General features: G+C 65.5%; 28 protein-coding genes and 1 pseudogene. 20 read left to right on the top strand and 9 right to left on the bottom strand.

Annotation, left to right across the window (positions count from 1 at the left end; genetic code table 11):
• Window positions 1-552, bottom strand: a pseudogene (locus LH128_RS17170) (hypothetical protein); the annotation flags it as partial.
• Between the two features lie 167 nt (window positions 553-719).
• Between LH128_RS17170 and LH128_RS17165 the strand changes: the two are divergent.
• The 5 genes from LH128_RS17165 to LH128_RS17145 all read left to right on the top strand — a co-directional run bounded on the left by LH128_RS17165 (window position 720) and on the right by LH128_RS17145 (window position 5,259).
• Window positions 720-3,266: a helicase-related protein gene (locus LH128_RS17165; RefSeq protein ID WP_037519954.1), complete on the top strand. Its 2,547-nt coding sequence runs from the start codon at window positions 720-722 to the stop codon at window positions 3,264-3,266.
• Window positions 3,267-3,289: 23 nt separating this feature from the next.
• A complete protein-coding gene (locus LH128_RS17160; protein ID WP_008830933.1) occupies window positions 3,290-3,595 on the top strand; it encodes an RNA-binding S4 domain-containing protein in 306 nt (101 codons plus the stop codon).
• 18 nt (window positions 3,596-3,613) lie between these two features.
• A complete protein-coding gene (gene fdxA, locus LH128_RS17155) occupies window positions 3,614-3,952 on the top strand; it encodes a ferredoxin FdxA (protein ID WP_008830932.1) in 339 nt (112 codons plus the stop codon).
• A gap of 330 nt (window positions 3,953-4,282) precedes the next feature.
• Window positions 4,283-4,816, top strand: a complete 534-nt coding sequence (locus LH128_RS17150) for a CarD family transcriptional regulator (RefSeq protein ID WP_008830931.1) — start codon at window positions 4,283-4,285, stop codon at window positions 4,814-4,816.
• A 128-nt stretch (window positions 4,817-4,944) separates the two neighbouring features.
• The gene (locus LH128_RS17145; RefSeq protein WP_008830930.1) at window positions 4,945-5,259 is read left to right on the top strand and encodes a hypothetical protein; all 315 of its coding nucleotides are present in this window, start codon (window positions 4,945-4,947) and stop codon (window positions 5,257-5,259) included.
• 162 nt (window positions 5,260-5,421) lie between these two features.
• On the opposite strand, the gene LH128_RS17140 is transcribed toward LH128_RS17145, so the two are convergent.
• The 3 genes from LH128_RS17140 to LH128_RS17130 are packed head-to-tail and all read right to left on the bottom strand — an operon-like array spanning window position 5,422 to window position 7,509.
• On the bottom strand, window positions 5,422-6,306 hold the full coding sequence (locus tag LH128_RS17140) for a metallophosphoesterase family protein (RefSeq protein WP_008830929.1): 885 nt from the start codon (window positions 6,304-6,306) through the stop codon (window positions 5,422-5,424).
• Window positions 6,306-7,190: a diacylglycerol kinase family protein gene (locus tag LH128_RS17135; RefSeq protein ID WP_008830928.1), complete on the bottom strand. Its 885-nt coding sequence runs from the start codon at window positions 7,188-7,190 to the stop codon at window positions 6,306-6,308. Before LH128_RS17135 ends, LH128_RS17140 begins: the two co-directional genes overlap by 1 nt.
• A gap of 49 nt (window positions 7,191-7,239) precedes the next feature.
• Entirely contained in the window at window positions 7,240-7,509 is a 270-nt protein-coding gene (locus LH128_RS17130) for a hypothetical protein (protein ID WP_036525843.1), read from the bottom strand.
• A 266-nt stretch (window positions 7,510-7,775) separates the two neighbouring features.
• Here LH128_RS17130 and LH128_RS17125 point away from each other — a divergent pair, with 266 nt between their 5' ends.
• The gene (locus LH128_RS17125) at window positions 7,776-8,099 is read left to right on the top strand and encodes a UrcA family protein (RefSeq protein ID WP_008830926.1); all 324 of its coding nucleotides are present in this window, start codon (window positions 7,776-7,778) and stop codon (window positions 8,097-8,099) included.
• 65 nt (window positions 8,100-8,164) lie between these two features.
• Here the strand turns inward: LH128_RS17125 and LH128_RS17120 are convergent, their stop codons facing one another.
• The 3 genes from LH128_RS17120 to LH128_RS17110 all read right to left on the bottom strand — a co-directional run bounded on the left by LH128_RS17120 (window position 8,165) and on the right by LH128_RS17110 (window position 11,959).
• Window positions 8,165-8,920: a LytR/AlgR family response regulator transcription factor gene (locus tag LH128_RS17120; protein WP_008830925.1), complete on the bottom strand. Its 756-nt coding sequence runs from the start codon at window positions 8,918-8,920 to the stop codon at window positions 8,165-8,167.
• The gene (locus LH128_RS17115) at window positions 8,913-10,241 is read right to left on the bottom strand and encodes a sensor histidine kinase (protein ID WP_008830924.1); all 1,329 of its coding nucleotides are present in this window, start codon (window positions 10,239-10,241) and stop codon (window positions 8,913-8,915) included. Before LH128_RS17115 ends, LH128_RS17120 begins: the two co-directional genes overlap by 8 nt.
• Before the next feature lie 197 nt (window positions 10,242-10,438).
• Window positions 10,439-11,959, bottom strand: coding sequence for a fumarate hydratase (locus LH128_RS17110; RefSeq protein ID WP_051211511.1), 1,521 nt, complete (start codon window positions 11,957-11,959; stop codon window positions 10,439-10,441).
• 224 nt (window positions 11,960-12,183) lie between these two features.
• Here LH128_RS17110 and LH128_RS17105 point away from each other — a divergent pair, with 224 nt between their 5' ends.
• The 5 genes from LH128_RS17105 (at window position 12,184) to LH128_RS17085 (ending at window position 15,706) form a co-directional block, all read left to right on the top strand.
• Entirely contained in the window at window positions 12,184-12,789 is a 606-nt protein-coding gene (locus tag LH128_RS17105; protein WP_008830922.1) for a protein-L-isoaspartate O-methyltransferase family protein, read from the top strand.
• Between the two features lie 2 nt (window positions 12,790-12,791).
• Window positions 12,792-14,255 (top strand): TolC family outer membrane protein, encoded by a 1,464-nt coding sequence (locus tag LH128_RS17100; protein ID WP_008830921.1) that lies wholly within the window; start codon window positions 12,792-12,794, stop codon window positions 14,253-14,255.
• Window positions 14,256-14,307: 52 nt separating this feature from the next.
• Window positions 14,308-14,754 carry a DUF2497 domain-containing protein gene (locus LH128_RS17095; protein ID WP_008830920.1) on the top strand — a complete coding sequence of 149 codons (447 nt, stop codon included), beginning with the start codon at window positions 14,308-14,310 and terminating at the stop codon, window positions 14,752-14,754.
• A gap of 155 nt (window positions 14,755-14,909) precedes the next feature.
• Window positions 14,910-15,341, top strand: a complete 432-nt coding sequence (locus LH128_RS17090) for an acyl-CoA thioesterase (protein ID WP_008830919.1) — start codon at window positions 14,910-14,912, stop codon at window positions 15,339-15,341.
• Window positions 15,338-15,706: a (2Fe-2S) ferredoxin domain-containing protein gene (locus LH128_RS17085; protein WP_008830918.1), complete on the top strand. Its 369-nt coding sequence runs from the start codon at window positions 15,338-15,340 to the stop codon at window positions 15,704-15,706. The genes LH128_RS17090 and LH128_RS17085 overlap by 4 nt, the downstream gene beginning before the upstream one ends.
• Before the next feature lie 157 nt (window positions 15,707-15,863).
• On the opposite strand, the gene LH128_RS17080 is transcribed toward LH128_RS17085, so the two are convergent.
• Window positions 15,864-16,160, bottom strand: coding sequence for a hypothetical protein (locus LH128_RS17080; RefSeq protein ID WP_008830917.1), 297 nt, complete (start codon window positions 16,158-16,160; stop codon window positions 15,864-15,866).
• Between the two features lie 132 nt (window positions 16,161-16,292).
• On the opposite strand from LH128_RS17080, the gene LH128_RS17075 reads away from it, so the two are divergent.
• From LH128_RS17075 to LH128_RS17045, 7 genes are all read left to right on the top strand, one after another.
• The gene (locus LH128_RS17075) at window positions 16,293-16,718 is read left to right on the top strand and encodes a CBS domain-containing protein (RefSeq protein WP_008830916.1); all 426 of its coding nucleotides are present in this window, start codon (window positions 16,293-16,295) and stop codon (window positions 16,716-16,718) included.
• Between the two features lie 121 nt (window positions 16,719-16,839).
• A complete protein-coding gene (locus tag LH128_RS17070; RefSeq protein ID WP_037519951.1) occupies window positions 16,840-17,172 on the top strand; it encodes a HesB/IscA family protein in 333 nt (110 codons plus the stop codon).
• Window positions 17,169-17,945 carry an exodeoxyribonuclease III gene (xth, locus tag LH128_RS17065; RefSeq protein WP_008830914.1) on the top strand — a complete coding sequence of 259 codons (777 nt, stop codon included), beginning with the start codon at window positions 17,169-17,171 and terminating at the stop codon, window positions 17,943-17,945. Before LH128_RS17070 ends, xth begins: the two co-directional genes overlap by 4 nt.
• A gap of 674 nt (window positions 17,946-18,619) precedes the next feature.
• The gene (gene petA / locus LH128_RS17060; protein WP_008830913.1) at window positions 18,620-19,153 is read left to right on the top strand and encodes a ubiquinol-cytochrome c reductase iron-sulfur subunit; all 534 of its coding nucleotides are present in this window, start codon (window positions 18,620-18,622) and stop codon (window positions 19,151-19,153) included.
• A gap of 23 nt (window positions 19,154-19,176) precedes the next feature.
• Window positions 19,177-20,478 carry a cytochrome b gene (locus LH128_RS17055; protein ID WP_008830912.1) on the top strand — a complete coding sequence of 434 codons (1,302 nt, stop codon included), beginning with the start codon at window positions 19,177-19,179 and terminating at the stop codon, window positions 20,476-20,478.
• A gap of 26 nt (window positions 20,479-20,504) precedes the next feature.
• Window positions 20,505-21,344 (top strand): cytochrome c1, encoded by an 840-nt coding sequence (locus LH128_RS17050; protein WP_008830911.1) that lies wholly within the window; start codon window positions 20,505-20,507, stop codon window positions 21,342-21,344.
• A 106-nt stretch (window positions 21,345-21,450) separates the two neighbouring features.
• On the top strand, window positions 21,451-21,987 hold the full coding sequence (locus LH128_RS17045; RefSeq protein WP_008830910.1) for an adenine phosphoribosyltransferase: 537 nt from the start codon (window positions 21,451-21,453) through the stop codon (window positions 21,985-21,987).
• A 148-nt stretch (window positions 21,988-22,135) separates the two neighbouring features.
• Here the strand turns inward: LH128_RS17045 and LH128_RS17040 are convergent, their stop codons facing one another.
• Entirely contained in the window at window positions 22,136-23,482 is a 1,347-nt protein-coding gene (locus LH128_RS17040; protein WP_008830909.1) for a malonyl-CoA decarboxylase, read from the bottom strand.
• A gap of 410 nt (window positions 23,483-23,892) precedes the next feature.
• Here LH128_RS17040 and LH128_RS17035 point away from each other — a divergent pair, with 410 nt between their 5' ends.
• Together LH128_RS17035 and LH128_RS17030 are read left to right on the top strand one after the other, a co-directional pair.
• Entirely contained in the window at window positions 23,893-24,249 is a 357-nt protein-coding gene (locus tag LH128_RS17035; RefSeq protein ID WP_008830908.1) for an acyltransferase family protein, read from the top strand.
• Between the two features lie 84 nt (window positions 24,250-24,333).
• On the top strand, window positions 24,334-24,696 hold a 363-nt coding region (locus LH128_RS17030), incomplete at its 3' end, for a transposase (RefSeq protein ID WP_037519956.1).

The following is a 24,696-nucleotide window of genomic DNA, read 5'->3' as shown; positions in this document are numbered from 1 at the left end:
TCCCGCGCGCTGGAGCAGGCCGGGGAGGGTGTCGCCCTGTCCCAGCGTCGAGGTCAGCTGCACGGTCGGCCGCTCGGGCACGCCGGTCAGCGGGCTGACCAGCGGCGTCGCGCCCATGTGGCGGCCGGTGTCGGCCCCCAGCGCGAGCGGGGCGATCGACTGGCTGCGGAATTCGCCCTGCTGGCTGGCGTCGAGCGGCATCGTCGCCGCAGCCTCGACCGCGCTGAAACCGGGGAGCAGCGCCAGCGCAGCGCCGCTCAGGCCCAGCATCGTGGCGAGCCCGCGCAGCCACTTGCGACTGCCAATGTCGGCGGCAAGGTCGGGGGCCAGTTCGATGCGGTGGCACCAGTTCTCGACCCGGGAGCGCAGGGAAGGGCGGGGTGAAGCTTCGTCGTCCCGGACCTGATCCGGGACCGCTGGCCGAGAACGGCCTTGCTCGGCGGGAAACACCAGAAGCACGGCATCGTCGCGCCGCGTGGCCGCAGGCGTCAGCCCGTCCGGGTTCTGAGTTTGAGCGCGATCCTTGCGGTCGCGCTGCTGCGGCTTCAACACCTTCGCGCGGTTCCTTCGTTGCAACCCTTCGGCCCGCACGGCGGACCTCGCGCAATTTCCCTGCCCGAACAAGGTTACGAACATCCTAAGACTGTGGATTCAGGGGGGTCTGCGGGATACCCCGAGTCTTGCGAGCGGCGGGCTGCGGTGCCACATTCACCGGCATAATGGTTCAGCACCGGAACGGCTCGGCATTAAAGGACGCTCCCGGCGCGGTGAAGGCGGTGCTTGGCCCGACCAACACCGGCAAGACACACCTCGCGATAGAGCGGATGTGCGCCCACTCCAGCGGCATGATCGGCTTCCCGCTGCGCCTATTGGCGCGCGAGGTCTACGACCGCGTAGTCAAGATCAAGGGCGAGGCCAGCGTCGCGCTCATCACTGGCGAGGAGCGGATCGAGCCGAAGAACGCCCGCTACCTGCTCTGCACGGCCGAGGCGATGCCCGTGTCCGAACGCTCGATGGCCTTCGTCGCCATCGACGAGGCGCAACTGGCCGCGGATCGCGAGCGCGGCCACGTCTTCACCGACCGCCTGCTGCACGCACGGGGCAGGGAGGAGACGATGATCCTCGGCTCCTCCACCGTCGAGCCGCTGGTGAAGGCACTGGTGCCCGGGGTGGAGGTCGTCACCCGCCCGCGCTTCTCCACCCTGACTCACGCGGGCGCGAAGAAGCTCAGCCGCGTGCCGCCCCGCAGCGCCATCGTCGCCTTCTCGACCGAGCAGGTCTACGCCATCGCCGAGATGCTGCGCCGGTTCCGGGGCGGCGCGGCGGTGGTGATGGGCGCGCTCAGCCCGCAGACGCGCAATGCGCAAGTCGCGCTCTACCAGTCGGGGGAGGTGGATTACCTCGTCGCCACCGACGCGATCGGCATGGGCCTCAACCTCGATGTCGAGCATGTCGCCTTCGCGGGCCTCTCCAAGTACGACGGCCGCCGCCACCGCCGCCTGACGCCGCCCGAGATGGCGCAGATCGCCGGGCGGGCAGGGCGCCACCAGAAGGACGGCAGCTTCGGCACGCTGGCGGGAACGGGCGGCCACGATTCCGAATTCGATCCGGAAGAAATCTACGCGATCGAGGAACACCGTTTCGCGCCGCTGACCAAGCTGTTCTGGCGCGAGCCCGAGCCCCGCTTCGACAGCCTCGCCACCCTGATCGCCGACCTCGAGACGCCGCCGCTGCGCCCCGAACTCGCGCCTGCGCCCGAGGCCATCGACCTTGCCGTGCTCAAGCGCCTCGCGGACGAGGGACCAGTGGCCGACACCGTTCGCGGCTTCGGTCAGGTACGCCGCTTCTGGGACGTGTGCCGCCTTCCCGACTTCCGCCAGCAGGGCGTGGAGACGCATTCGCGCTTCGTCGCGCGGCTGTGGCAGGACCTCCGCAGCGGCGAACTCGGGGCCGATTTCGTCGCCGGGCAGATCGCGCAACTGGACCGCACCGGCGGCGACATCGACACGCTGCAGGGCCGCATCGCCGCGATCCGTTCGTGGGCCTACATCGCCCAGCGTCCCGATTGGGTACTCGCCCGCGACGAAATGGCCGCCCGCGCCCGTGCGGTTGAGGCTCGACTTTCGGACGCACTTCACGGAAAGCTGACGGAACGATTCATCAACCGCAGGACGGCCGTTCTGATGAAGAAGCTGGGACCGGATACCGGACTGCTCTCGGTCCGGCTGGAAGACGAGGAAGTGCTGGTCGAGGGCGAGCACATCGGCTCGCTGCGCGGCTTCACCTTCCAGGTCGATCCCGGCGCGCGCCTGTCTGATCGCAAGCTGCTGCTGGCGGCGGCGGAAAAGCACTTGTCCACGCTGCTCGGCACGCGTGCGGATGCGCTGGTCACGGGCATTCACGAAGGCACCGCCGCGATCACCCTGGCCGACGGCGCGCTTGTCTGGGACGGGCAGAAGCTGGCGAGCCTCGGCCCCGGCCGCTCGCTGCTGACGCCGGTGATGGTGCCCGACCGCGCGCTCGATGCCGTGCCCGACGTGTCGCGCAAGGCGCTCGTCGCCGCGCTGGAAGTGTGGCTGGAGGCGGCGCTGAAGCCGCTCGCCCCGCTCGCCAAGCTGGACGAGGCGAGCCGCGCGACCGACGCCGGGTCGGACTTGCGCGCGCTGCTCATCACCCTGGTCGAGCGCGGCGGCATGACCCCGCGCGAGGAATCGGGGCTGGACCGACTCGACAAGCAGCGCCGCACGATGCTGGCGCGGCTGGGCGTGAGGGTAGGGGCGCTCGACCTCTTCGTGCCCGCCATGCTGCGCACGCCGGTCATCGCGCTGTGGCGGCAGCTGGCGAAAGTTTCGGGCAAGAAAGAGGGCGGAGCGCCCGCTCCCGATATGCCGCCGGTGCTGCCCGCCGGAAACCACCGCCCGCCGCCCGGCTACCGCGCGCTGGGCAAGCAATTGCTGCGCCTCGACATGGCCGAGAAGCTGCTGCGCGAGGCGCATGAAATTCGTGCGGCGGAAAAGCGCGGCAGCTTCGCGCTCGATCCGGCGCGGGCGGTCTCGATGGGACTGACGACCTCCAGCTATGCGCGGCTGCTCCGGCTCGGCGGATTCCAGCCGCTGATGCCGCGCGCGCTGGCGGAAGGGGCGCACGGCCCGCCCGCCCCGGTGCGCTGGCGCTGGCGTCCGCCCCGCCGCCAGGCCGAGCCCGAGCGCGCGGCTCCGGTGCGGCGCGACGGCGCCTTCGCGGCGCTTGCGGACATGGTGCGGTAGGCCGGGTGCGTTAGGGAGGACGGATGGCGACAGGGATGCGCGTCGACAAGCTGCTGTGGTTCCTGCGCCTCGCCAGGACCCGGCCGGTCGCGCAGACGCTGGCCGAAGAGGGCCACATGCGGCTCAACGGCCGCCGCATCGACCGCGCCCACCAGAAGATCGCGGCGGGCGACGTGCTGACGCTTCCGATAGCTGGAGGCGTGCGGGTGATAGAAGTCCTATCCTTGCCCGAACGGCGCGGACCCTATAGCGAAGCTGTCAGCTGCTACAGAGTGCTTGACGGCAGGCCCGTCGATCCCATAGCTGCGCCCGAATCGAATGACGCCTGAAGGAAGGATACCGCACTCATGACGTATGTCGTCACCGACGCCTGCATCAGGTGCAAGTACACGGACTGCGTGGAAGTCTGCCCCGTGGACTGCTTCTACGAAGGCGAGAACATGCTGGTCATCAACCCCAGCGAATGCATCGACTGCGGCGTGTGCGAGCCCGAATGCCCGGCGGAAGCGATCCTGCCCGACACCGAGAGCGGCCTTGAGCAGTGGATGGAGATCAACGCCAAGTATTCGGCGGAATGGCCCAACCTCACCACCCGCAAGGACGCGCCGGACGATGCCGACGCGATGAAGGGCGAGGAAGGCAAGTTCGAAAAGTATTTCTCGCCCGAACCCGGCGAAGGCGACTGATCCTGCTGCGGCGGGCCTTAGGCTCGCCGATCAAAACCCGCAGATTCCCGTGGTTTGCGCTTTGTGCAACAGAGCCACGGAAGACCCATGAGGCGCGAAACGGAAACGTTTACGCGCCTCTGGATTTTTTGGCATATTGCTGCTATATAATCGTTCAACTGCCCGAGCCTTCTGCTCGTTCGGCAGGCATTTTCATTGCGAGGCAGGGTTCGAAAGCAGACGGTTGGGAGAGTGATCTGACCGGGCGCGGAGACGATTCGTCTCCCTGTCGCACCCCCGGTTATCTCCCGATTTGAACAAACTGGAACCCTGCAGGTGAAAGGACGATACATGGCAACCAGGATCGATGCATTCGATGTTGGAGATTACGTCGTTTACCCGAAGCACGGTGTTGGTCGGGTTATTGAGCTGCAGAAGCAGGAAATCGCCGGGATGCAGCTCGAGCTTTACGTGTTGCGGTTCGAGAAAGAGCGCATGACCCTGCGCGTTCCCGTCAACAAGGTCGAATCGATCGGCATGCGCAAGTTGTCTTCGGACAAGACCCTGCGCGAAGCGCTCGATACCCTCAAGGGCAAGCCCAAGGTGAAGCGCACCATGTGGTCGCGCCGTGCCCAGGAATACGAAGCGAAGATCAACTCGGGCGACCTCGTGTCGATCGCAGAAGTGACCCGCGACCTGTTCCGCGCCGACGACCAGCCCGAACAGAGCTATTCGGAGCGTCAGATCTTCGAAGCGGCTTCGTCGCGCCTCGCCCGCGAACTCGCGGCGATGGAAAAGACCGACGAGCAGGCCGCGCTCAAGAAGATCCTCGCGATCCTCAACGAGCACGCGCCCAAATACTACGACACCGCCGAGACCGCCTGATCCTTCAGGCGTTCCACGTGGAACCATGGGGCCGCTTCCGCAAGGGAGCGGCCCCTGTCGTTTGTAGTGCGGCGTTTTCGCGGCGATTGTTCATTGCGCTGTCATCCGGCGCGTGTGAAGCTGAAGGGATGAAGCGTCTTGTCGTCCCCGTCGCCATTCTAATGGCCCTGCCGATGCTTTCGGGCTGCGTGCGCACCGCCGCAAGCATCGTCACCGCTCCGGTACGCGTGGCAGGCAAGGCGGTCGACTGGACCACCACCAGCCAGTCCGAATCCGACGAAAAGCGCGGCCGCGCCCTGCGCAAGCGGGACGAGGAACTGGGCAAGCTCAATCGCAGCTACGAAAAGAACACCCGCGACTGCCAGCGTGGCTCCGAGGCCGCCTGCGACCGTGCGCGCAACGATTACGGCGCGATGCAGGACTTGCGCGAAAAGGCGATCTGATCGCGCGCGGGGAGGGCGATGGTGCCTCCTCCCCATCCTTCGACAAGCTCAGGATGAGCGGGTGGGAGGTTCATAACACCCTTCGCCGAGAGGTTTAAACTACCTCCGCTCACCCTGAGCTTGTCGAAGGGTCACCGCTGAGCCTGCGGAAAGCTCCAGCTCTCAATGCACCGGTGGATCGACCGGCGGCACCTTGCCGACCGGCGACACCGGCTCGCCGGGTTCGCGCGGGGGGAGGGCGTTTTCCGGCAATTCGTCGATCTGCATCGCCGGAGTCGGCACCTTCTCGAGATTGCGCGCGGTCACCCGGATCTGGTCGCCGTCGATCACGATCTCGTTGAAGCTCGGCGGGGTGGAGCGGATGCGCTTCGACAGCGTGCCCGCACCGATCATCCGCAGCGGCCCGGCGGGCGTCTGCTCGGTCAGGTCGAACGGGTCGTGGATATGACCCGAGAGCACCGCCATGACCTTGCGCCCGGCCAGCACTTCCATCGTGCGGGTGCCGTTGATGGTCAGCAGCTTACCGTCCGCGCGGCGCTCGGGCAGCGGGTGGTGGCAGGTGACGAGGACGCGCGTGCCTTCGGGCAGGGCGTCGATCTGCGCCAGCGTCTGCTTCAGGGCATGATCGGTCACCCAGCCGTTCGACCAGGGGAAGCGCTGGTACTGCGCGCGCGTGGTCGTGCGCAGCGGCACGATGGCGAGGTTGGGCAGGTCCAGCTGGGTCTCGACCATCCGCTCGATCGCCTTGAACCGGCGGTAGGGGTCGAAGAAACGCTGGTAGAGGTTGAAGTAGGGGATGTCGTGGTTGCCCACCTCGACCGTCACCGGCACGTCGAGCCCCTGAATCCACTCGCACGCGGCCTGGAATTCGGGGTGGCGGGCACGCATGGTCAGGTCGCCGGTGATCGCGACGGCATGCGGCATCTCACGATCGATGCAGGCCTTGGCCCAGTCGATGGCCTGCTGATCGACCAACCCGAAATGGATGTCGCTCAGGTGGAACAACCGCAACGGACCGTTGTACATCGAGGCCGTCTTGCCGTGCATTATCCGTCGAACTCCTTCGTCGTCACCAGGTCGACCTCGCAGGTGCCCAGTTCGAAAATTTCCTCGGCGGCGCCGTCGAACGGCTCGCCGTCTATCAGCAGGCCCATCGGCTCGCCCGTGGGGCAGACCAGCCGCAGCCTGGGGTGACGGCCAAGTTCGTCGTGCGGGCCGTCGCGAAAGTTCCGGTTGAGCAGGGCGATGCCTTGCCCGGCGTAGTCCCCCAGCGACTCGGCATAATAGCCGTTCGCTCGGAGGCCGTCGTCCTTGGGAACAACCGTGATCGCGGCATAGCCTTCCTCTCGTCCCCCGTCGACCTCCGTACTACCGACCTCGGCGCACATGACTTTCGGGCCGTTCGCGGACTGGGCGATCGCCTCGCGCGTCGAGGCGACGAAATCGATCACGTTCATCGCGCGCATCGCCTCGCGCACTTCGTTCCAAACCGTCCCCGGCCCGGCGAGCGCGCCGGTGAGGCCGATGCCGTGGCGGGAGACGATCACCGGCGGACGCAACGTGCTCAGCGCCGCGCCGGAAAGTCGCGCGACGATCTCGGGCGCAGGTACGTCGCCGTGCATGCGCTTGGCCAGCAGGTTCATCGTCCCGCCCGGCAGCACCAGCACGGCACCGCCCCAGCCATAAGCCTCCATGACCACCGAGTGCGTCGTGCCATCACCGCCGAATACCGCCAGCATATCCACGCCCGCCGCATCGAGATCGGCGGGCTGAGGGGCGGGATCGTCGGGAAAGCGCAGCACCCGGTCAGGGCCGAGGCCAGCCGCCTCGAAGGCCGCGAGCAGTTCCTCCACCGCCGCGTCGTTGTTGCTGCCGCTGGCCGCGTTGCAGACGAGCCAGACCTTTGCCGAAGATGTGCCGTTTGAAGTCATGCCCGCACAAGCGCCCGAGCCGGGGCAGGGTTCCCCGCCGAAGCTCCCTTCAAACGCGCCCGCTGAAGACCAGCCAGGCGGACACGCCATTGAGCGCGGTATAGAGCGCATAAAGCAGCGCCCAGCCGGTCGACCCCGACGCCGCGACGATCATCACGCCGACCAGCATTACGAACTCGACGATGAGGCTCAGCCGCCCGCCAAGCGCCTGGAAGAACCACGGCACATGCATCAGCATCGGGTGGTTGCTTTCGAGCAGCGCCTTGTGCGCGGCGAAATTGACGATTCCGAGGCAGAATACGAGGATCAGGGGGGTCATGTGCGGCCAGTCTATCGACTGCGCGGCGGCAGCGCCACCGCCTTGCGCACGATTCGATCGCCCGTGGCGCACGACGCGTCATCATCTTGCATGTCGTTCGTCGACTACAAATGTCGTTGGTCCGTCCGCCTGGGCCTTCGTCGGATCACTTCTGTCCGCAATCGACCTTCGCGTGATCGTGTGCCGGGTGTGAGGCACATCACACTCATCGAGCCGGACGGAACACAGTTCTTCCCCACGGCTCACACCGTGAGGAGGAAAATACCATGTTCAAGACCGCACCCAAGACCGCCATCTTCGCCGCCGCAGCCCTCTGCACCGTCGGCCTGTTCTCGGCCCCGGCCGCCTTCGCCAAGAGCGTCGAAGTCCGCTACGCCGACCTCGACCTCGGCACCGTCGAAGGGCAGGGCATGCTGCAGAAGCGCATCAACAAGGCCGCCCGCAGCGTCTGCCGCGTCAGCCGCCCGACGACGGGCACGCACATCGACAGCAACGTCGACACCGAGTGCTACCGTCAGGCCCGCCTGAACGTGCAGCAGCAGGTCGCCGCCGCGATCGACAAGGCCGACGACACCCGCCTCGGCGGCTAAGGCTTAAACCCCATCAATCCAGGTCCCAAAAGAAGAAAAGACCCGGAAAAATCCTGATGGCGGGCTTAGCGGCCCGCCATTTTCTTTACGCCGGGAAGATACGTTCGACCGATCCGCAAGGCCTCTCCGTCCGCCGTTTCCGCCGACCAGACGCCTAGTCCCTCATGACGCAAGCCCGAAACGTGGCTGCGTTGCAGGATGCAGCTGCGATGGATACGGATGAACCGCTCGGGGTCGAGGCGCTCCTCCAGACTGGTGATGGTCTGGAGCAGCAGGTAGCTTTGCGTCCCCACATGCAGCCGCACGTAATCGCGCTCGGCATCGATGCGCTGGACCTCGGCGGCGGGCACACGCACCAGTTCGGATCGGTGCGGCACCCAGAATTCGTCGAGCCACTGGCTGAGCGCCGGAACCTGCGCCCGCTCGCCCCGGCGCGACACCACGCGGGTCACCGCGCGCTGCAGGCGATCAGGCGCCACCGGCTTGAGGACATAGTCCACCGCATCGAGATCGAAAGCCTCGACCGCGAACTCATCGTGCGCGGTCACGAAGATCACCGCCGGAGCGTCCGGCCGGCCGCCCAGCGTGCGCGCCACGGTGAGCCCGTCGGTCTCCGGCATCGTCAGGTCGAGCAGCACCAGATCGGGCGCCAGCGCATCGATCAGGCGCAACGCGGCCTGGCCGTCGCTGGCGGTGCCGATCACGGAGATGCCCTCGATCCGGGAGCAGATCACCTGCATGCGCTCGACCGCCAGCGGCTCGTCGTCGACGATCAGGGTGCGCAGGGGAGCGGCGGGCGCCGCGCCTTCGGGCTCAGACATTACCCGCCTCCAGCGGCATGCGCAGGATCGTCGCGAAACCGCCGTTCGGGCGCTTGCCGTAGGAGATCGTCGCAGCCTCCCCGTAACGCGCCCGCAGGCGGTCGCGCACGTTGTTGAGGCCGATGCCGCAGCCCTCGGTCTTGATCTTCAACTCGCCGCTCATCTCTCCGGGTCCATCATCATGGACGGCGACGACGAGCTGACCGCCCTCGCGCCGCGCCTCGATGGCAATGGTCACCGGCCGCTGCGTCGCGGCGACGGCGTACTTCACGGAATTCTCGACGAGCGGTTGCAATATCATGCCCGGAACTTTCGCTTCGAGAACGGCCTCGTCAATATCGATATGCGTTAGCAATCGATTGGGGAAGCGGACCGCCTCGATCGCGAAGTAAAGGCGCTGCAGCTCTATCTCGTCAACCAGCGAAAGATCGTTGGTGGGATCACCTGACAAAGTGCGGCGGTAGAACGTCGACAGCGTCTGGATCATCTCTTCGGCATCGTCCTGCCGTCCGACCATGACCAGCGCCGACAGCGAATTGAGCGTGTTGAACAGGAAGTGCGGATTCACCTGATAGCGCAGCGAACGCAGTTCGGCCTGTTCGGCGGCGCGGCGGTATTCGCCCTCGCGCCGTTCTGCCGCGCGGGCCTCCTCGGCCTTGGCGAGCGCGAAGTAGAGCGCCACCCACGCGAGCACGAGGAAGTAGCGTCCGAACGCCGTGTCGGCGATGTTCGCCCAGCGCCCGAAATTGGCGCCGAGGGCAGAGTTGGTCTTGATCGTGATCGCCGAGGAATGCTGCGGCTGGGCTGCGCCGCTTTCCTCGCTCGGCGCATCCGTCGGCTCGTCCGGAACCTCGCTGGAGCCAGGTGCTGGCGGGGCGGGGGGAGCGGGCGGCGGCAGGATCTTGGGCAGGTCCACCAGGATGTTGCCGGCCTCGTCCTGCGTGATGCGCACGTTGCCCGCAGCCACCGCTGCCGCATCTTCCTCGCTGCCGTAGGCTGCCGGGCGTTCTATGTCGGAGAAGATCACATCGTTGACGATGCTGAGCACCAGCGACAGCGGGAACGCGCCGATCAGCACGATGGCGAAGCGGACCCGGCCCGATTTGCGATCCAGCAACTGGAGCAGCGGCCAGACGGCGGCCATCACCAGCATCGAGACGATGCAGATCGTCAGGCGCCGCGACAGGAACGACCAGTCGAGGTCGAACCCCATGACCAGACCGCGCAAGCTGGCCACGATGAAGTAGCAGGCCCACAAGGCCGCCAGCGACAAGAGGACGAGCCGCGCCGGAACGCGGGGAGGGGGTGCTGCTTCGAACATTACCGCCCGGTCTAGCGCGAAAACGGTTCGTCGCACCACACCTTCCATCGGACGGAGATTGTCGTTGGTCGAAGGGGGGTGGCTAGCCGAAGGGGCTTCGACAAGCTCAGCCTGAGCGGAGTGGAGAGCGGACTCTATATTCCGCTCGGGCTGAGCTTGTCGAAGCCCCCTCCTCATCAGGAGAAGGGGGCAATCGGTTACGCCAGCAAGTGTTCCTCGGCGATCTTGGTCTTCCACACCGGCGGGGCCAGCGTGTGGACGTTCTTGCCTTCGGAATCGACGGCCACGGTCACCGGCATGTCCTGCACAGTGAACTCATAGATCGCCTCCATGCCGAGGTCCGCGAAGCCGACGACCTTGGCTTCCTTGATCGCGCGGGCGACGAGGTAGGCCGCGCCGCCTACCGCCATCAGGTAGGCCGACTTGTGCTTGGCGATGGACTCGGTCGCCGCCGGGCCGCGCTCGGACTTGCCGATGCTGGCGAGCAGGCCGAGGTCGAGCATGGTGTCGGAGAACTTGTCCATGCGCGTCGCGGTGGTCGGGCCGGCGGGGCCGACGACTTCCTCGCGCACCGGATCCACAGGGCCGACGTAGTAGATCACGCGGCCCTTGAAATCGACCGGCAGTTCCTCGCCCTTGGCCAGCATGTCGGCGATGCGCTTGTGCGCGGCGTCGCGCCCGGTCAGCATCTTGCCGTTGAGTAGCAGGCGATCGCCCTGCTTCCAGCTCTGGACTTCCTCAGCGGTCAGTGTGTCGAGGTTGACCTTGATCGCTTCCTTGCTGGGCTTCCACTCGACCTTGGGCCACTCGTCGAGGTTCGGCGTCTCGAGGAAGCTCGGGCCGGAACCGTCCAGCGTGAAGTGCGCGTGGCGGGTGGCGGCGCAGTTCGGGATCATCGCGACGGGCTTGCCCGCGGCATGGCACGGCCAGTCGAGGATCTTGACGTCAAGGATCGTGGCAAGGCCGCCGAGGCCCTGTGCGCCGATACCCAGCGCGTTGACCTTATCGAAGATCTCGATGCGCAGCGCCTCGATGTCGTTCTGCGGGCCGCGCTGCTTGAGCTGGGCCATGTCGATCGGCTCCATCAGGCTCTGCTTGGCGAGCTTGACGCAATGCTCGGCGGTGCCGCCGATGCCGATGCCCAGCATTCCCGGCGGGCACCAGCCGGCGCCCATCTGCGGCAGCATCTCGATGACCCAGTCGACGATGGAATCGCTGGGATTCATCATCTTGAACTTGGACTTGTTCTCAGACCCGCCGCCCTTGGCCGCGACGTCGACCGAGATCTTCGATCCCGGGACCATCTCCACCGACAGCACGCAAGGCGTGTTGTCCTTGGTGTTGCGGCGTGTGAAGGCGGGGTCCGCCAGCACCGAGGCGCGCAGCTTGTTCTCGGGGTGGTTGTAGGCGCGGCGCACGCCGTCATCGACGACGTCCTGCAGGCTGCGGTCGGACTCGAGGCGGCAGTTCTGGCCCCACTCGATGAAGACGTTGACGATGCCGGTGTCCTGGCAGATCGGGCGGTGACCCTCGGCGCACATGCGGCTGTTGGTCAGGATCTGGGCGATGGCGTCCTTGGCCGCCGGGCCCTGCTCCGCTTCGTAGGCGTCGCCCAGCGCGCGGATGTAATCCATCGGGTGGTAGTAGCTGATATACTGCAATGCGTCGGCGACGGACTCGATGAGGTCCTCTTCGCGGATGGTCACCATTTCTGTCATGGAATTCTCCGGTCTTCTTGGCCCGATCTGGCGGATAACGTCGGATTTTTGCCGCTCCATAAGCCGCATGGGCGTGATCGTCAAAGTGCTTGATCGGATCGACGGGCGTTGTTTCATGGGGCTTGGCCTGAGAGGCCGGTTCGCATAGAAGCGGCCCCATAGTGTCGTCTTCGCGATTGCAGCGATCTGCCGCAAGCCCCGCGAGCGAGTGAGGGAATACACGAATGACCTTGACCGAGGACCGGTCGGCTCCTGCCACCGACTTTTCTGCCGCCCGTCGCGCCATGATCGTCAGCCAGCTGCGCACCAGCGGCGTGAACGAGCCCTGGGTGCTGGAAGCGATGGCCGGTGTTCCACGTGAAAACTTCGTGCCCGCCGAACTGCGCGACGCCGCCTATATCGACCGCGCCGTGCCGCTGGGCGATGGCAAGTTCCTCGGCGCCCCGCTGGTGCAGGGCAAGATGCTGCAGGAAGCCGCTCCGGCAAAGACTGACAAGGCGCTGCTCGTCGGCGACGGCGAAGGCTACCTCGCCACGCTGCTGCGTCCGCTGGTCGGCTCGCTCGGCGCCGTGGCGCCTGCCGCTGCCGGTGAAGCCGCTTCAGGCGAATACGACCTCATCGTCATCGACGGCGCCATCGAAGTGCTCCCCGATGCCCTCTCCGCACGTCTCGCCGAGGGTGGCCGCGTGGTTACCGGCGTGACCGAGCGCGGCGTGACCCGCCTTGCGGCCGGTACAAAGGCGGGCGGCGTGACCTCGCTGCTGCCGCTGGCGGAGCTGGGGATTCCCGTGCTTCCCGAATTCGCCGCTCCCAAACGCTGGAGCTTCTGAGCATGGCCCGGATCGCGTGGCGTTCCGGGCTGCTCGCGGGGGGATGTCTGATACTGACGGCCGGCGCGCCTGCGCGGGCCGACACCCTGCGCGATGCGCTCGTTTCCGCCTATCAGACCAATCCCACGCTGGAATCGGCGCGCGCCCAGCAGCGCGCCACCGACGAAGGCGTGCCGATCGCCAGGGCTGCAGGGCTACCCAGCCTCAGCACGACCGAAACTTACACCAAGAACCTGAAGCAAAGCGAAAACTCGCTCACGGCTCCGTCGAAGATATTCACCGCGGATGCCCAACTGGGCGTGCCGATCTATTCGGGCGGCGCGGTCAGGAACCGGGTCAAGGCTGCCAAGATCCGCGTCGGCGCCGGTCAGGCCGATCTGCGCGGCACCGAGGCTTCGGTCTTCTCGCAAGTCGTCGCGGCGTACATGGACGTGATCCGCACGGAAGCGATCGCCGGACTTAACCGCAAGAACGTGGCGGTTCTCCAGACCAACCTCGATGCGACCAACGACCGGTTCCAGATCGGCAACCTCACGCGCACCGACGTCGCCCAATCGCAGTCGCGCCTAGCGACTGCGAAGAGCGACCTGCTGACGGCGGAAGCCAACCTTGCCGCCGCGCGCGAAACCTACATCCGGTTCGTCGGTCATGCACCCGAAGCGCTCGACGCGCCGCCGCCGCTGCCGAACCTGCCCGCCAACGCCAGCGAAGCGGCGACGATCGCGCTCGATGCGAACCCGGACATCATCGCTGCACGCGAACGCAGCAAGGCCGCGGACAAGGACATCGACGTTGCGGGCGCCAGCCGCCTGCCGACGCTGCGGCTCTTCGGCCAGGGTACGTACAACAACTACTTCAACACGCTGGCGCGCGGCGCGGTGAACGCGAGCGTGGCGCAAAGCGATTCGTCTGCGCAGGCCGGGGCGCAGCTGTCGATCCCGATCTTCCAGGGTGGCCTTCCCGCCGCGCAGCGTCGCCAGGCACAGGCGACGGCTTCGGCCACGCTGGAGCAGGAAATCGCCACCGAACGCGACGTGATCGCGCAAGTCCGCTCGGCCTTCACCTCCTACGTCGCCTCCAACGACCTGATCCGCTCCTCGCAAGTCGCGGTGGATGCGGCGACGCTGAGCCTAGAAGGCGTGAAGGCGGAGAATTCGGTGGGTCGGCGCACGATCCTCGACATCCTCAATGCCGAGCAGGAATTGCTGAACGCGCAGGTCACGCTGGTGACGGCGCGGCGCAATGCCTACGTCGCCGGGTTCTCCCTGCTCGCGGCGATGGGCAAGGCCGAGGCGCGCGATCTGGGCCTCGACGGTGGCACCCTCTACGATCCCGACGTCAATTACGAACGCGTGCGCGGCAAGTTCTTCGACTGGGACGACGACGATGCGCCGGTGGCCCGGTCCACGCGCACCGTTGACACGCCGGTGCAGGACGGCAACATTCCCGCTTCGCAGGAGCCCTGATCCCGTTTGCGGATAAGGACTTGGATGCGCGGGACTACAGGGATTTAGGCAGATGCGTCAGAACGGTGAACCTTCGGTCGAGGAGATCCTCCAGTCGATCAAGCAGGTCATCGCGCGCGATTCCCGCCTCGAAACCCGTACCAGCCGCACCGAACGCCTGATGCGCGAGCCGGAACCGCTCTACGCCGACGAGGATGAGGACGATGTCCTCGAACTCCAGGAAGCCTCGCAGATTACCGCAGCGGGCGAGACCGACGAAGGCCCGTTGCTGCACGATCAGGCGCGCGATTCGATGCGCGAATCGCTCGCCGCGCTCGCCATGCTGTCCGAGCCCGGCGCGCAGCCGCAGATCGTCCGTTCGGGAGAAACCTCGCTGGAGGCGCTCGCCAAGGAGCTTCTCCGCCCGGCACTGACCGAATGGCTTGACCGCAACCTGCCGGCTATGGTCGAACGCCTCGTCGCTGCCGAAATCGCGCGGATCGTCGGCAAGAAGGGATGATGGGGCTTCGACAAGCTCAGCCTGAGCGGCGTTGAGAGGTTTACAACTACACCCGCTCACACTGAGCTTGTCGACGGGTCACGGATGAGCCTGTCGAAGCCCCATCGCCCGGACGGGCTGGACCTCAAGGCCCACACTTCCTACCTTCACCGGGTATGCCGAAACCCGATCCCGCGCTGCTCGATCCCGCGCGCTACCCGTTTTCCTGCCGCATCGAGCCGCGCTTCGGCGATCTCGACGTCAACATGCACATCAACAACGTGGCGATGGCCGGATTCCTCGAGGATGGCCGCGTGCGCTTTCACCGTGCCAGTCGCTATCGCGAGGGACTTGTCGGTCTGTCCTCGATGATCGTCAGCATCGGCATCGAATATCTCGGCGAGGCGCACTATCCCGATGCCCTGACCGTCCATACCGCCATCGAGCAGGTCGGGCGTTCCAGCCACGGCCTCGTCCAGTTGGTGACGCAGGACGACCGGATCGTCGCGTTCTCCCGCTCCACGATGGTAACGGTCGGCGAGGACGGCCCTGCGCCGATGCCAGCCACTTTCGCCAGCCAGACCGAGGAATGGAAACTGCGGCCATGAGCCACCACGCCATCGCCAAGGCCGAGGAAGCCTTCGCCAAGACCGGCAGCGACATGATCCGCCGCCACATCTTCATATGCGCCGAACCGCAAAAGGGCGAATGCTGCTCGCCCGAGAAGGGGCAGGCCGCGTGGAAGTTCCTCAAGAAGCGGCTCAAGCAGCTCGGGCTGGACGGAAAGGGCGGCGTGGCCCGTACCAAGGCGGACTGCCTGCGCATTTGCCACGCCGGGCCGGTCGCGGTCGTGTGGCCGGACGGAGTCTGGTATCACTCGTGCGACGAGGACGTGCTGGAGCGGATCATCCAGCAGCACCTCATCGGCGGAGAGCCGGTCGAGGAATTTCGGCTGCACGCGCCCGGAGGTTGAGGCCCACCCCGTCCGGCTAGTTCGCTACGCTCTCAAGCCTCCCGGCCCTCCCGCAAGCGGGAGGGCTGACGCACATCTCCCCTCCCGCTTGCGGGAGGGGCAGCGAGACTTGGGCCGCAGGCCCTAGTCGCAGCGGGGTCGGCACGCAGCCCGCCCCTTACTTGTAAGGATCATCATCCTCGAGCGGATCGACGATCGCCTCGTCATGCCCGGTCCCGCTCGACAGGAAAGCAAGCCCCATCAGCGCCGAGGCCAGCAGCATGGTGAAACCGATGCCGAGCGCGGTCGCGATGTAGAAGTGGATCGAGACCATCCCGTTGGAGCGATACAGCAGGATTATCGACCCGATCACCAGCCCGACCGTGATCGTCATCATCCAGCGCATGATGCGCAGGTAGCGCGCCCAGGCATGGGCAGCCTTGCCGGGATCGTCGAGGGGCGAAGACGGTATCATCGCGCCCTATCTGGGCCTGACGGCGTCTCATCGCAAGCATGACGTGACGAGTCCGACGCGGCTGTGATACGCTCCGCCCCGGGGGCAAGCTGCGGGAACAGAGGCTCCTTTCAGGAACAGGGAGAGCTGACGATGACCATCGGTCGAATTATCGAAGGCCGCGATGCCGTAGTCACCTGCGACGTTGCCATGACCGTGCGCGAGGCCGCCGGAATCCTCGCCGAAAAGAGAATCGGCGCAGTGCCGGTGATGGAAAACGGCGAAATCGCCGGGATCTTCTCCGAGCGCGACGTAATCTACAAACTGCGCGAACTGGGCGCCGACATGCTCGACATGCCGCTCGGCCACATCATGACCGCGCTGCCTGTGACCATCGAGCCCGAAACCTCGGTCATGGCGGCGCTGTCGCTGATGACCCGCCGCCGCATTCGCCACCTGCCCGTGGTGAAGAACGGGCGCATGGTCGGGTTCGTATCGATCGGCGATCTGGTGAAATATCGGATCGACAAGATCGAGAACGAGGCTGCCGCGATGCGGGATTACATCCAGACGGCGTAAGGGCTTCGACAGGCTCAACCTGAGCGGAGTTGAAGGTGTGGCACCACGTCCGCTCACCCTGAGCCTGTCGAAGGGTCACCCCGAGCTTGTCGAAGGGTCAGGCCGCGCCTACATCGGACGCATGGAACAGCAGACCGTGACTCTCAGCCCCTCGGCCGCCGCGCGCGTCGCCGCGATCGCGAGCAAGCAGGGCAAGCCCGCAATCCTGCGGCTTGCCGTCGAAGGCGGGGGCTGCTCGGGCTTCCAGTACAAGTTCGGCCTCGCCGACGCCCCCGACGCGGACGACAGGGTGGCGGAGACCGACGGGGTGAAGCTCCTCGTCGACTCGGTCAGCCTCGACCTCGTCCAGGGCTGCGTGGTGGACTTCGTGGAATCGCTGGGCGGCGCGGCATTCCGGGTGGAGAATCCGAACGCGGCGGCAGGCTGCGGCTGCGGGTCCAGCTTCTCGGTATGAGGATCTCCACCTTCAACATCAACGGCGTCAAGGCACGCCTGCCCCGTCTGCTCGAATGGCTCGAGGAAACCCGTCCCGCCGTCGCCTGCCTGCAGGAGATCAAGACGCAGGACGAAGGCTTCCCGATCGCCGAGTTCGAGAAGCTGGGCTACAAGGGCATCTGGCACGGCCAGAAGGGCTTCAACGGCGTCGCCATCCTCGCCGACGGGGAAATGCCCGTCGAAGTCCAGCGCGGCCTCGATGGCGAGCCCGAGGACGAACATTCGCGTTATCTTGAGGCGCAGGTCTTCGGTGTGCGGATCGTGTGCATCTACCTGCCCAACGGCAATCCGCTGCCCGGCCCCAAGTTCGACTACAAGCTGCGCTGGATGGAACGCCTGCGCCGCCGCATGGACGTGATCAAGGCCGAGGAAGTGCCGGCCATCATCACCGGCGACTACAACGTCATCCCGACCGACCGCGACGTCTGGACGCCCTCTGCAATGGCCTCCGACGCGCTGATGCAGCCGGAATCGCGGGACGCCTACTTCCGCCTCCTCGGAGACGGCTGGACCGACGCGCTCGCCACGCACAACCCGCGCGGCGGGGTGTGGACCTACTGGGACTATCAGGCAGGCGCCTGGCAACGCGACCACGGCTTCCGCATCGACCACTCGCTGCTCTCGCCCGAACTGGCGGACCGGCTGGCAGCGTGCGGTGTCGACAAGGTTCATCGCGGGCGGGAAAAGGCCAGCGACCATGCGCCTGTGTGGGTCGAACTGAAGGCCGCCTGAAACAAAAAATCCTCCCCGTCGCGAAGTGATGGGGAGGGGGACCGCCGACGAAGTCGGTGGTGGAGGGGAAAACCCCTCCGTCAGCCCTGCGGGCTGCCACCTCCCCATTCCTACGGAACAGGGAGGATAAAGCAGCTGCTTCCTACCCAAATCCGCCGTCACCCTGAACTTGTTTCAGGGGCCATCAGGCCGATCGCCCATTTCGTGAGCGGCTAAATCGAAGGTGCGGTTTTCGCCTTCCGGCTTCGGCGCCAGCTGCCCGATGGATCCTGAACCAAGTTCAGGATGACGAAGGCAGGGGCGAAACGTCGGCGTCTCCCTCATAGGCCCCAACCCGCTCAGGCTGAGCTTGTCGAAGCCCCCCGAGGCCGAGCGCTGCGGCCTGCCATGCTTCGGCAGCCCGAACGCGCCATCACCACCGTCCCACCCCGAAATCACCGGTATCGCCAAGCCGATCGCCCTAACTTCAGTCCGTTACAGTAGCTTGCCTTGACCAAAATCAAGGTTGGCACAGGCCACGTTCATGTATAACAGAAGCCCCAAAGCCGGGAGATTCATGGGTTTTGCCCATGGCTCGCAACCGGTACGGGGGATACCAGGATACCATTCGGTCTGATAGACCTCCTGCCGCACCTCCGGCAGAGAGGGTTGTCGAAAGCAAGGCAAGGGCAAACATGGCAGAAACAGAGGGCGTAAGGCGGCGCGATTTCATCAACATCGCCGCAGTCAGCGCTGCAGGCGTTGCAGGAATCGGGATCGTCGTCCCGCTCGTGAGCCAGATGTCGGCATCGGCCGACGTTCTCGCGGCATCTTCCACCGAAATCGATATCTCGGCGATCCAGCCCGGACAGGCGATCAAGGCGGTGTTCCGCAAGCAGCCCGTCTTCGTGCGCAACCTGACCCCGCATGAGATCGAGGCCGCCAACAAGGTCGATGTCGCCTCGCTGCGCGATCCCCAGACGCTGGAGGAGCGCACCAAGGAGGGCAAGGAGAACTGGCTCATCACCATGGGCGTGTGCACCCACCTCGGCTGCGTGCCGCTGGGCGCCGGCGAAGGTGAAGTGAAGGGCGAGTTCGGCGGCTACTTCTGCCCCTGCCACGGTTCCGCCTACGATACGGCGGCGCGCATCCGCAAAGGCCCCGCGCCCAAGAACCTCGAGGTGCCGAAGTACGAGTTCTCGTCCGACACCGTCGTCAAAATCGGCTGAGCCCAAGAGAGAGGATCAAGAACATGAGCTTTCCCTGGGCAAAGCACTACACCCCCGCGCATCCCTTCATGAAGTGGATGGACGACAGGCTGCCGATCCCGCGCCTCGTCTACAATGCCGTGGGTGGTGGCTACGAGGTTCCGCGCAACCTCAACTATTTCTGGAACTTCGGTTTCCTTGCGGGGCTCTGCCTCGTGCTGCAGATCGTCACCGGCATCGTCATGGCCATGCACTACGCGGCCAATACCGCCGTGGCGTTCGACACCATCGAGATGACCGTGCGCGACGTGAACTGGGGCTGGCTGATGCGCTATGCGCATGCAAACGGTGCCTCGGCCTTCTTCGTCGTCATCTACATCCACATCTTCCGCGGCTTCTACTACGGCTCGTACAAGGCGCCGCGCGAAATGGTGTGGCTGCTGGGCGTGGTGATCTTCCTGCTGATGATGGCCACCGCCTTCATGGGCTACGTGCTTCCCTGGGGCCAGATGAGCTTCTGGGGCGCCAAGGTCATCACCGGCCTGTTCGGCGCGATCCCCTTCGTGGGCGAGCCGTTGCAGCAGTGGCTGCTGGGCGGTTTCGCGCCTGACAACGCTGCGCTCAACCGCTTCTTCTCGCTGCACTATCTGCTGCCCTTCGTGATCCTGGGCGTGGTGATCCTGCACATCTGGGCTCTGCACATCCCCGGCTCGTCGAACCCGACCGGCGTGGAAGTGAAGTCCAGCTCGGACACGGTGCCGTTCTACCCCTTCTACGTCGCCAAGGACGGCTGGGCGATCGGCGTCTTCGCGATCCTCTTTGCGATCGCGGTGTTCTACTTCCCCAACGCGCTCGGCCACCCGGACAACTACATTCCGGCGAACCCGATGAGCACGCCCGCGCACATCGTGCCCGAATGGTACTTCTGGCCGTTCTACGCGATCCTCCGCGCCTTCACGCAGGACTTCTTCTTCATCCCGGCCAAGCTGATGGGCGTGCTCGCCATGTTCGGCGCAATCCTGGTGTGGTTCTTCCTGCCCTGGCTCGACAAGTCGCCGGTGCGTTCGGGCGGCTACCGTCCGCTGTACCGCAAGTTCTTCTTCTTCGGCCTGATCCCGGCGATGCTGGTGCTGTTCTACTGCGGCGGCGCCGCGGCGGCGGAGCCCTACGTGATGATCTCGCAGCTGGCGGCGCTCTACTACTTCGCGCACTTCCTCATCATCATCCCGGTGGTCTCGGCGATCGAAAAGCCGCTGCCGCTGCCGTTCTCGATCACCGAATCGGTGCTCGGCAAGGATGACGAGGCCGTACTCGACGTTTCCGCCGCCCCGGCTTCGGCCGTCTGATCCAGCCAGAACGAAAGACGAAAGACATGGCACGCATTCTCTCGATCCTCGTCGGGCTGTTCTTCACGGTCGCGCTGGCGTGGTCGTTCGGCAAGGGCGCCTACACGCAGATCACCGAACCGCCCGCAGCGACTGCCGAGCACGAGTTCCACCTGCACCCCAAGGAACTCCACCTCGCCAGCGACGGCCCCTTCGGCAAGTTCGACAAGCAGCAGCTGCAGCGCGGCTTCCAGATCTACAAGGAAGTCTGCTCGGCCTGCCACTCGCTCAGCCACGTCGCCTTCCGCGACCTGGCGGCGCTGGGCTATTCCGAAGGCCAGGTGAAGGCCATCGCGGCGGGCTTCCAGGTCCCCGGCGTGGACCCCACCACCGGCGAGGCGAACACCCGTCCGGGCCTGCCGACCGACTACTTCCCCAAGCCCTTCGCCAACGACACGGCCGCGCGCGCCGCGAACAACAACGCGATCCCGCCCGACCTCTCGCTGATGACCAAGGCGCGCCACGAAGGCGGCCCCTACGTCTACTCGCTGCTGACCGGCTTCCAGGCCCAGCCCGCCGCGTTGCTCAAGGAGTTCCCGGACGCCAAGACGCCTGACGGCCTGCACTACAACCCGTACTTCGCGAACCTCAACCTCGCGATGGCGCCGCCGCTGACTGCCGACGGCCAGGTGGAATACAGCCCGGGCAACCCGAAGCCGACGGTCGACCAGATGGCGAAGGACGTCTCGGCCTTCCTCGTCTGGACCGCCGAACCGAAGCTGGAGAAGCGCAACCAGACCGGCCTTGCCGTGGTGCTCTTCCTGATCTTCGCGACGGTGCTGGGCTATATGTCCTACCGCAACATCTGGGCGGGCAAGAAGCACTGATCCAAGAAGCGCTGACGTAAGCGCTTCCACCTGCTAAGGGCTCCGGCGCCCCGCCATCCACGGTGATGGCGGGGCGCTTTGCTTATGAGCTGCCGGAGATGCAAAAGTGACCGTCGAAGACCTCCGCCAGCTGGTGCGCACGATCCCCGACTTCCCCAAGCCCGGAATCCTGTTCCGCGACGTCAGCACCCTGATCGGCGACGGCCCCGGCTTCGCAGCGGCGGTGGGGCACATGGCGGACCGTGCCGAAGCGGCCGGGGCCGAGGTGATCGCCGGGATCGAGGCGCGCGGCTTCGTGTTCGGCGCGGCGATGGCGGCGCGCATGGGCCTGCCCTTCGTGCCGGTGCGCAAGCCGGGCAAGCTGCCGGTCCCGGTCCTCGCGATCGACTATGCGCTGGAATACGGCACAGACACGCTGGAGGTCGATCCGGGCGCGGTGCCGGACGGCGCCCGCGTGGTGGTGATCGATGATCTCATCGCTACCGGCGGCACGGCACTGGCGGCGGTGGAACTGTTACGCCGGGCAGGGGGTGAGGTGGTGCATTCGCTCTTCGCCATCGACCTGCCTGACCTCGGCGGCGCGCAGCGGCTGCGCGATGCAGGCGTTCCGGCCGAGGCGCTGATGGCCTTCGAGGGGCATTGAGGCGCTAAGGGAAAAAGCCCGCCCCTGCCCCCTCCCGCAAGCGGGAGGGGAATGAGAGGTCGGGTTTCCCCCTCCCGCAAGCGGGAGGGGCAGCGAGACTTAGTCCGCAGGACTTAGTCGCAGCGGGGTGGGAGGGTGGACCTGCCGCTCAGGCCGCCACCGTCTCCTTGGCCTTCTTCCCACCCTTCTTCGGCCCGCCTTCCGGCTCCTCCAGAAGCGTTTGCACCGCCTTCGAGGTGACGACGGTGCCCAGTTCGGTCAGCGCAAAGAAGTTCGCCTCGATGTCGGCAAGATCGTAAAGGTAGTTCACCATGACACCGTGGGCCTGCTTCTGCCCGTTGGCGGAGAGGTCGGCGTTGGCATGCACCGCCTCCAGCCGCGCACCATTGCCGAGGTGGAAGCGCGCCACCGGATCGAGCGGCTGCCCGCCCTTCTTCGCCTCGACCAGGTAGCGCGCTGCCAGCCTGCGCAATTCCTGCGCGCCGGGGACCGGGGCATCGGCGTCCTGCTCCTTCGCCAGCCACTTGGCAAAGCCCGGCACCGGTGAAAGCGTGGCGAACGTCTTGAGGTGCGGCAGTTCCTCCTTGAGCAGGCCCACAACACGCTTGATCAGGTGGTTGCCGAAGGGAATGCCCTTCAGCCCCACCTGACAGTTGCTGATCGAATAGAAGATCGCGCAATTCGCCTCGCGCGGGGCGATCGTCTCACGCTCCTCGGAGATGATCTCGTGGATGGAGCCGGGAATCTGCTGCGTCAGCGCGACTTCGACGAAGATCAGCGGATCGTCCTGCATCTGCGGGTGAAAGAAGCCGTAGCAGCGCCGGTCGACCGGCTCGACCCGGCGGCGAAGGTCGTCCCAGCCCTGGATCTGGTGGACCGCCTCGTAGCGGATGATGCGCTCCAGCAGCTGCGCGGAGCTGTCCCAGCCGATCCGCCGCAGTTCGAGGAAGCCGGCATTGAACCAGGCCGTGAAGGCGTTCTCCAGATCACGGTCGAGCGCGGCCAGGCCCGAGGTGGAGGCCGAGCGCGGCACCGCCAGCAGGTCTTCGCGCAAGTCGATCAGGCGCTGGGTGCCCTGCGGCGCCAGGTTGAGCTGGTTGATCAGCCGCCGGCTGGGCGACTTGCTGGCGACGTTGAGGGCGAGGGCGGAAGGCTCGTCCCGCTTGTCGTTCCATCTGGCGATGGCCTGGTCGATGGCCTTGGCGTCGGCCGGGTGGAGGTCGTGCACCTTGCCGAGAAACTCCTGCCGCGCGGCAAGGTCGCTCGCTTCGTAGAGATCGAAGAACGCCGAGGCGAGCGCCGGGCCGGAAGCGCGCCCGCGCAGCGAAAGCAGGGCGTCGGCAAGGTCGAGCAGGCTCTCCCCGCTCGCTGGCCGGGGGGCGACGCCGATGCCGCGCAGCAGCTTGCCCAGTCCGGAATTCATCAGCAGATCGAGCGGGTTGCGCCGCCGCGCGGAAGCGGTTTCGGCGGGTGTGCGCGTCCGGGGCGTGTTCATGATGACCTCGTTCTCGTCAGCAGCTTTGAGATGTCAGGCTATCATCGCTGCACCTGCGAGAGAATACGTCGAGGCCGCGATGCGCGGCGTTCGGGACAGGAGGAATAGTCCGGATCGGCAGTTTTCCGTGCCTTGAACGGCAGAAGCCGCCCTGGCGATCGGTCGACGCGCACCAAAGTGTCACGGATGTCGGCGTTTGGGCTCCGGCAAACGCCTTCAGCCAGGAACCTTGGAATCTTGCGGGGCTGCAGGATCAAGCGGGATGGGCCGGAAGTACTGTTTCGACAGTTCTTTCGAGTTCGCCTTCGCATGCTGCGATGCAGCGCAATCGATGTTGACATCACCCAATTTGTTCGGCTTCCGTATTTCTACCTCATCTGTTTCCGCAAGATGAGGCAGGGGCAATTCGGATGACGCAGTTGAGACAAATCGAGAAATCCAACTTCATCAAGTTCCGGCCGGACATAGAAGGCATGCGCGCGATTGCGGTCTTGAGCGTGCTGCTTTTTCACATGGGCTTTTCCGCGATTCCGGGCGGGTTTGTTGGCGTAGATATTTTCTTTGTCATTTCCGGATTTTTGATAACCCAAGATATATACAACAGAAGTGTGACGGAAAAATTTAATTTAATGGAATTTTATTTACGGCGGGTGAGGAGGATATTTCCGTCTTTAATTGCTGTACTTATCGCATCGACCGTTGCGGCTGTTTTTATATTGCTGCCGTCAGAGTTGGAAAATTTTTCTAAGAGCCTGATCAGAAAATAAGTTGAGTGGTATCAGCAGGTTAGCTTGACGCTTTGGCCTGTCATTGATTCATGGGTTTCGCCAAAAACTACCATGGATTCAACGATGTGGACCGATACCACTCGCGCCCTTCATGCGCGAAGAGGGCTAGCTTTGCCAAGCGATTTGACGGATGCCGAGTGGGCGCTGCTGGAGCCATTGCTTCCACCTGCGTCTCGTGTCGGACGGCCCCGCAAATGGCCATTACGACGCATCGTCGAGGCAATTCTGTACCTACTGCGCGGAGGCCTGCCATGGCGGATGCTGCCGCCTTGCTTTCCGCCGGTGTCGAGCGTGCGGCATTGGTTCTACTTGTGGCGAGACAACGGGCTGTGGCTGACGATAAACCACACCTTGTTGATGATGGCCCGAGAAGCTGATGGGCGAGAGGCTTCTCCCAGCGCTGGCGTGATCGACAGCCAGTCGGTC

The sequence above is a fragment of the Sphingomonas sp. LH128 genome, from assembly GCF_000293195.2.
Classification (GTDB): domain Bacteria; phylum Pseudomonadota; class Alphaproteobacteria; order Sphingomonadales; family Sphingomonadaceae; genus Novosphingobium; species Novosphingobium resinovorum_A.
The sequence above is the reverse complement of the archived record's forward strand: the minus strand, read 5'-3'. Positions and strand labels throughout refer to the sequence as shown.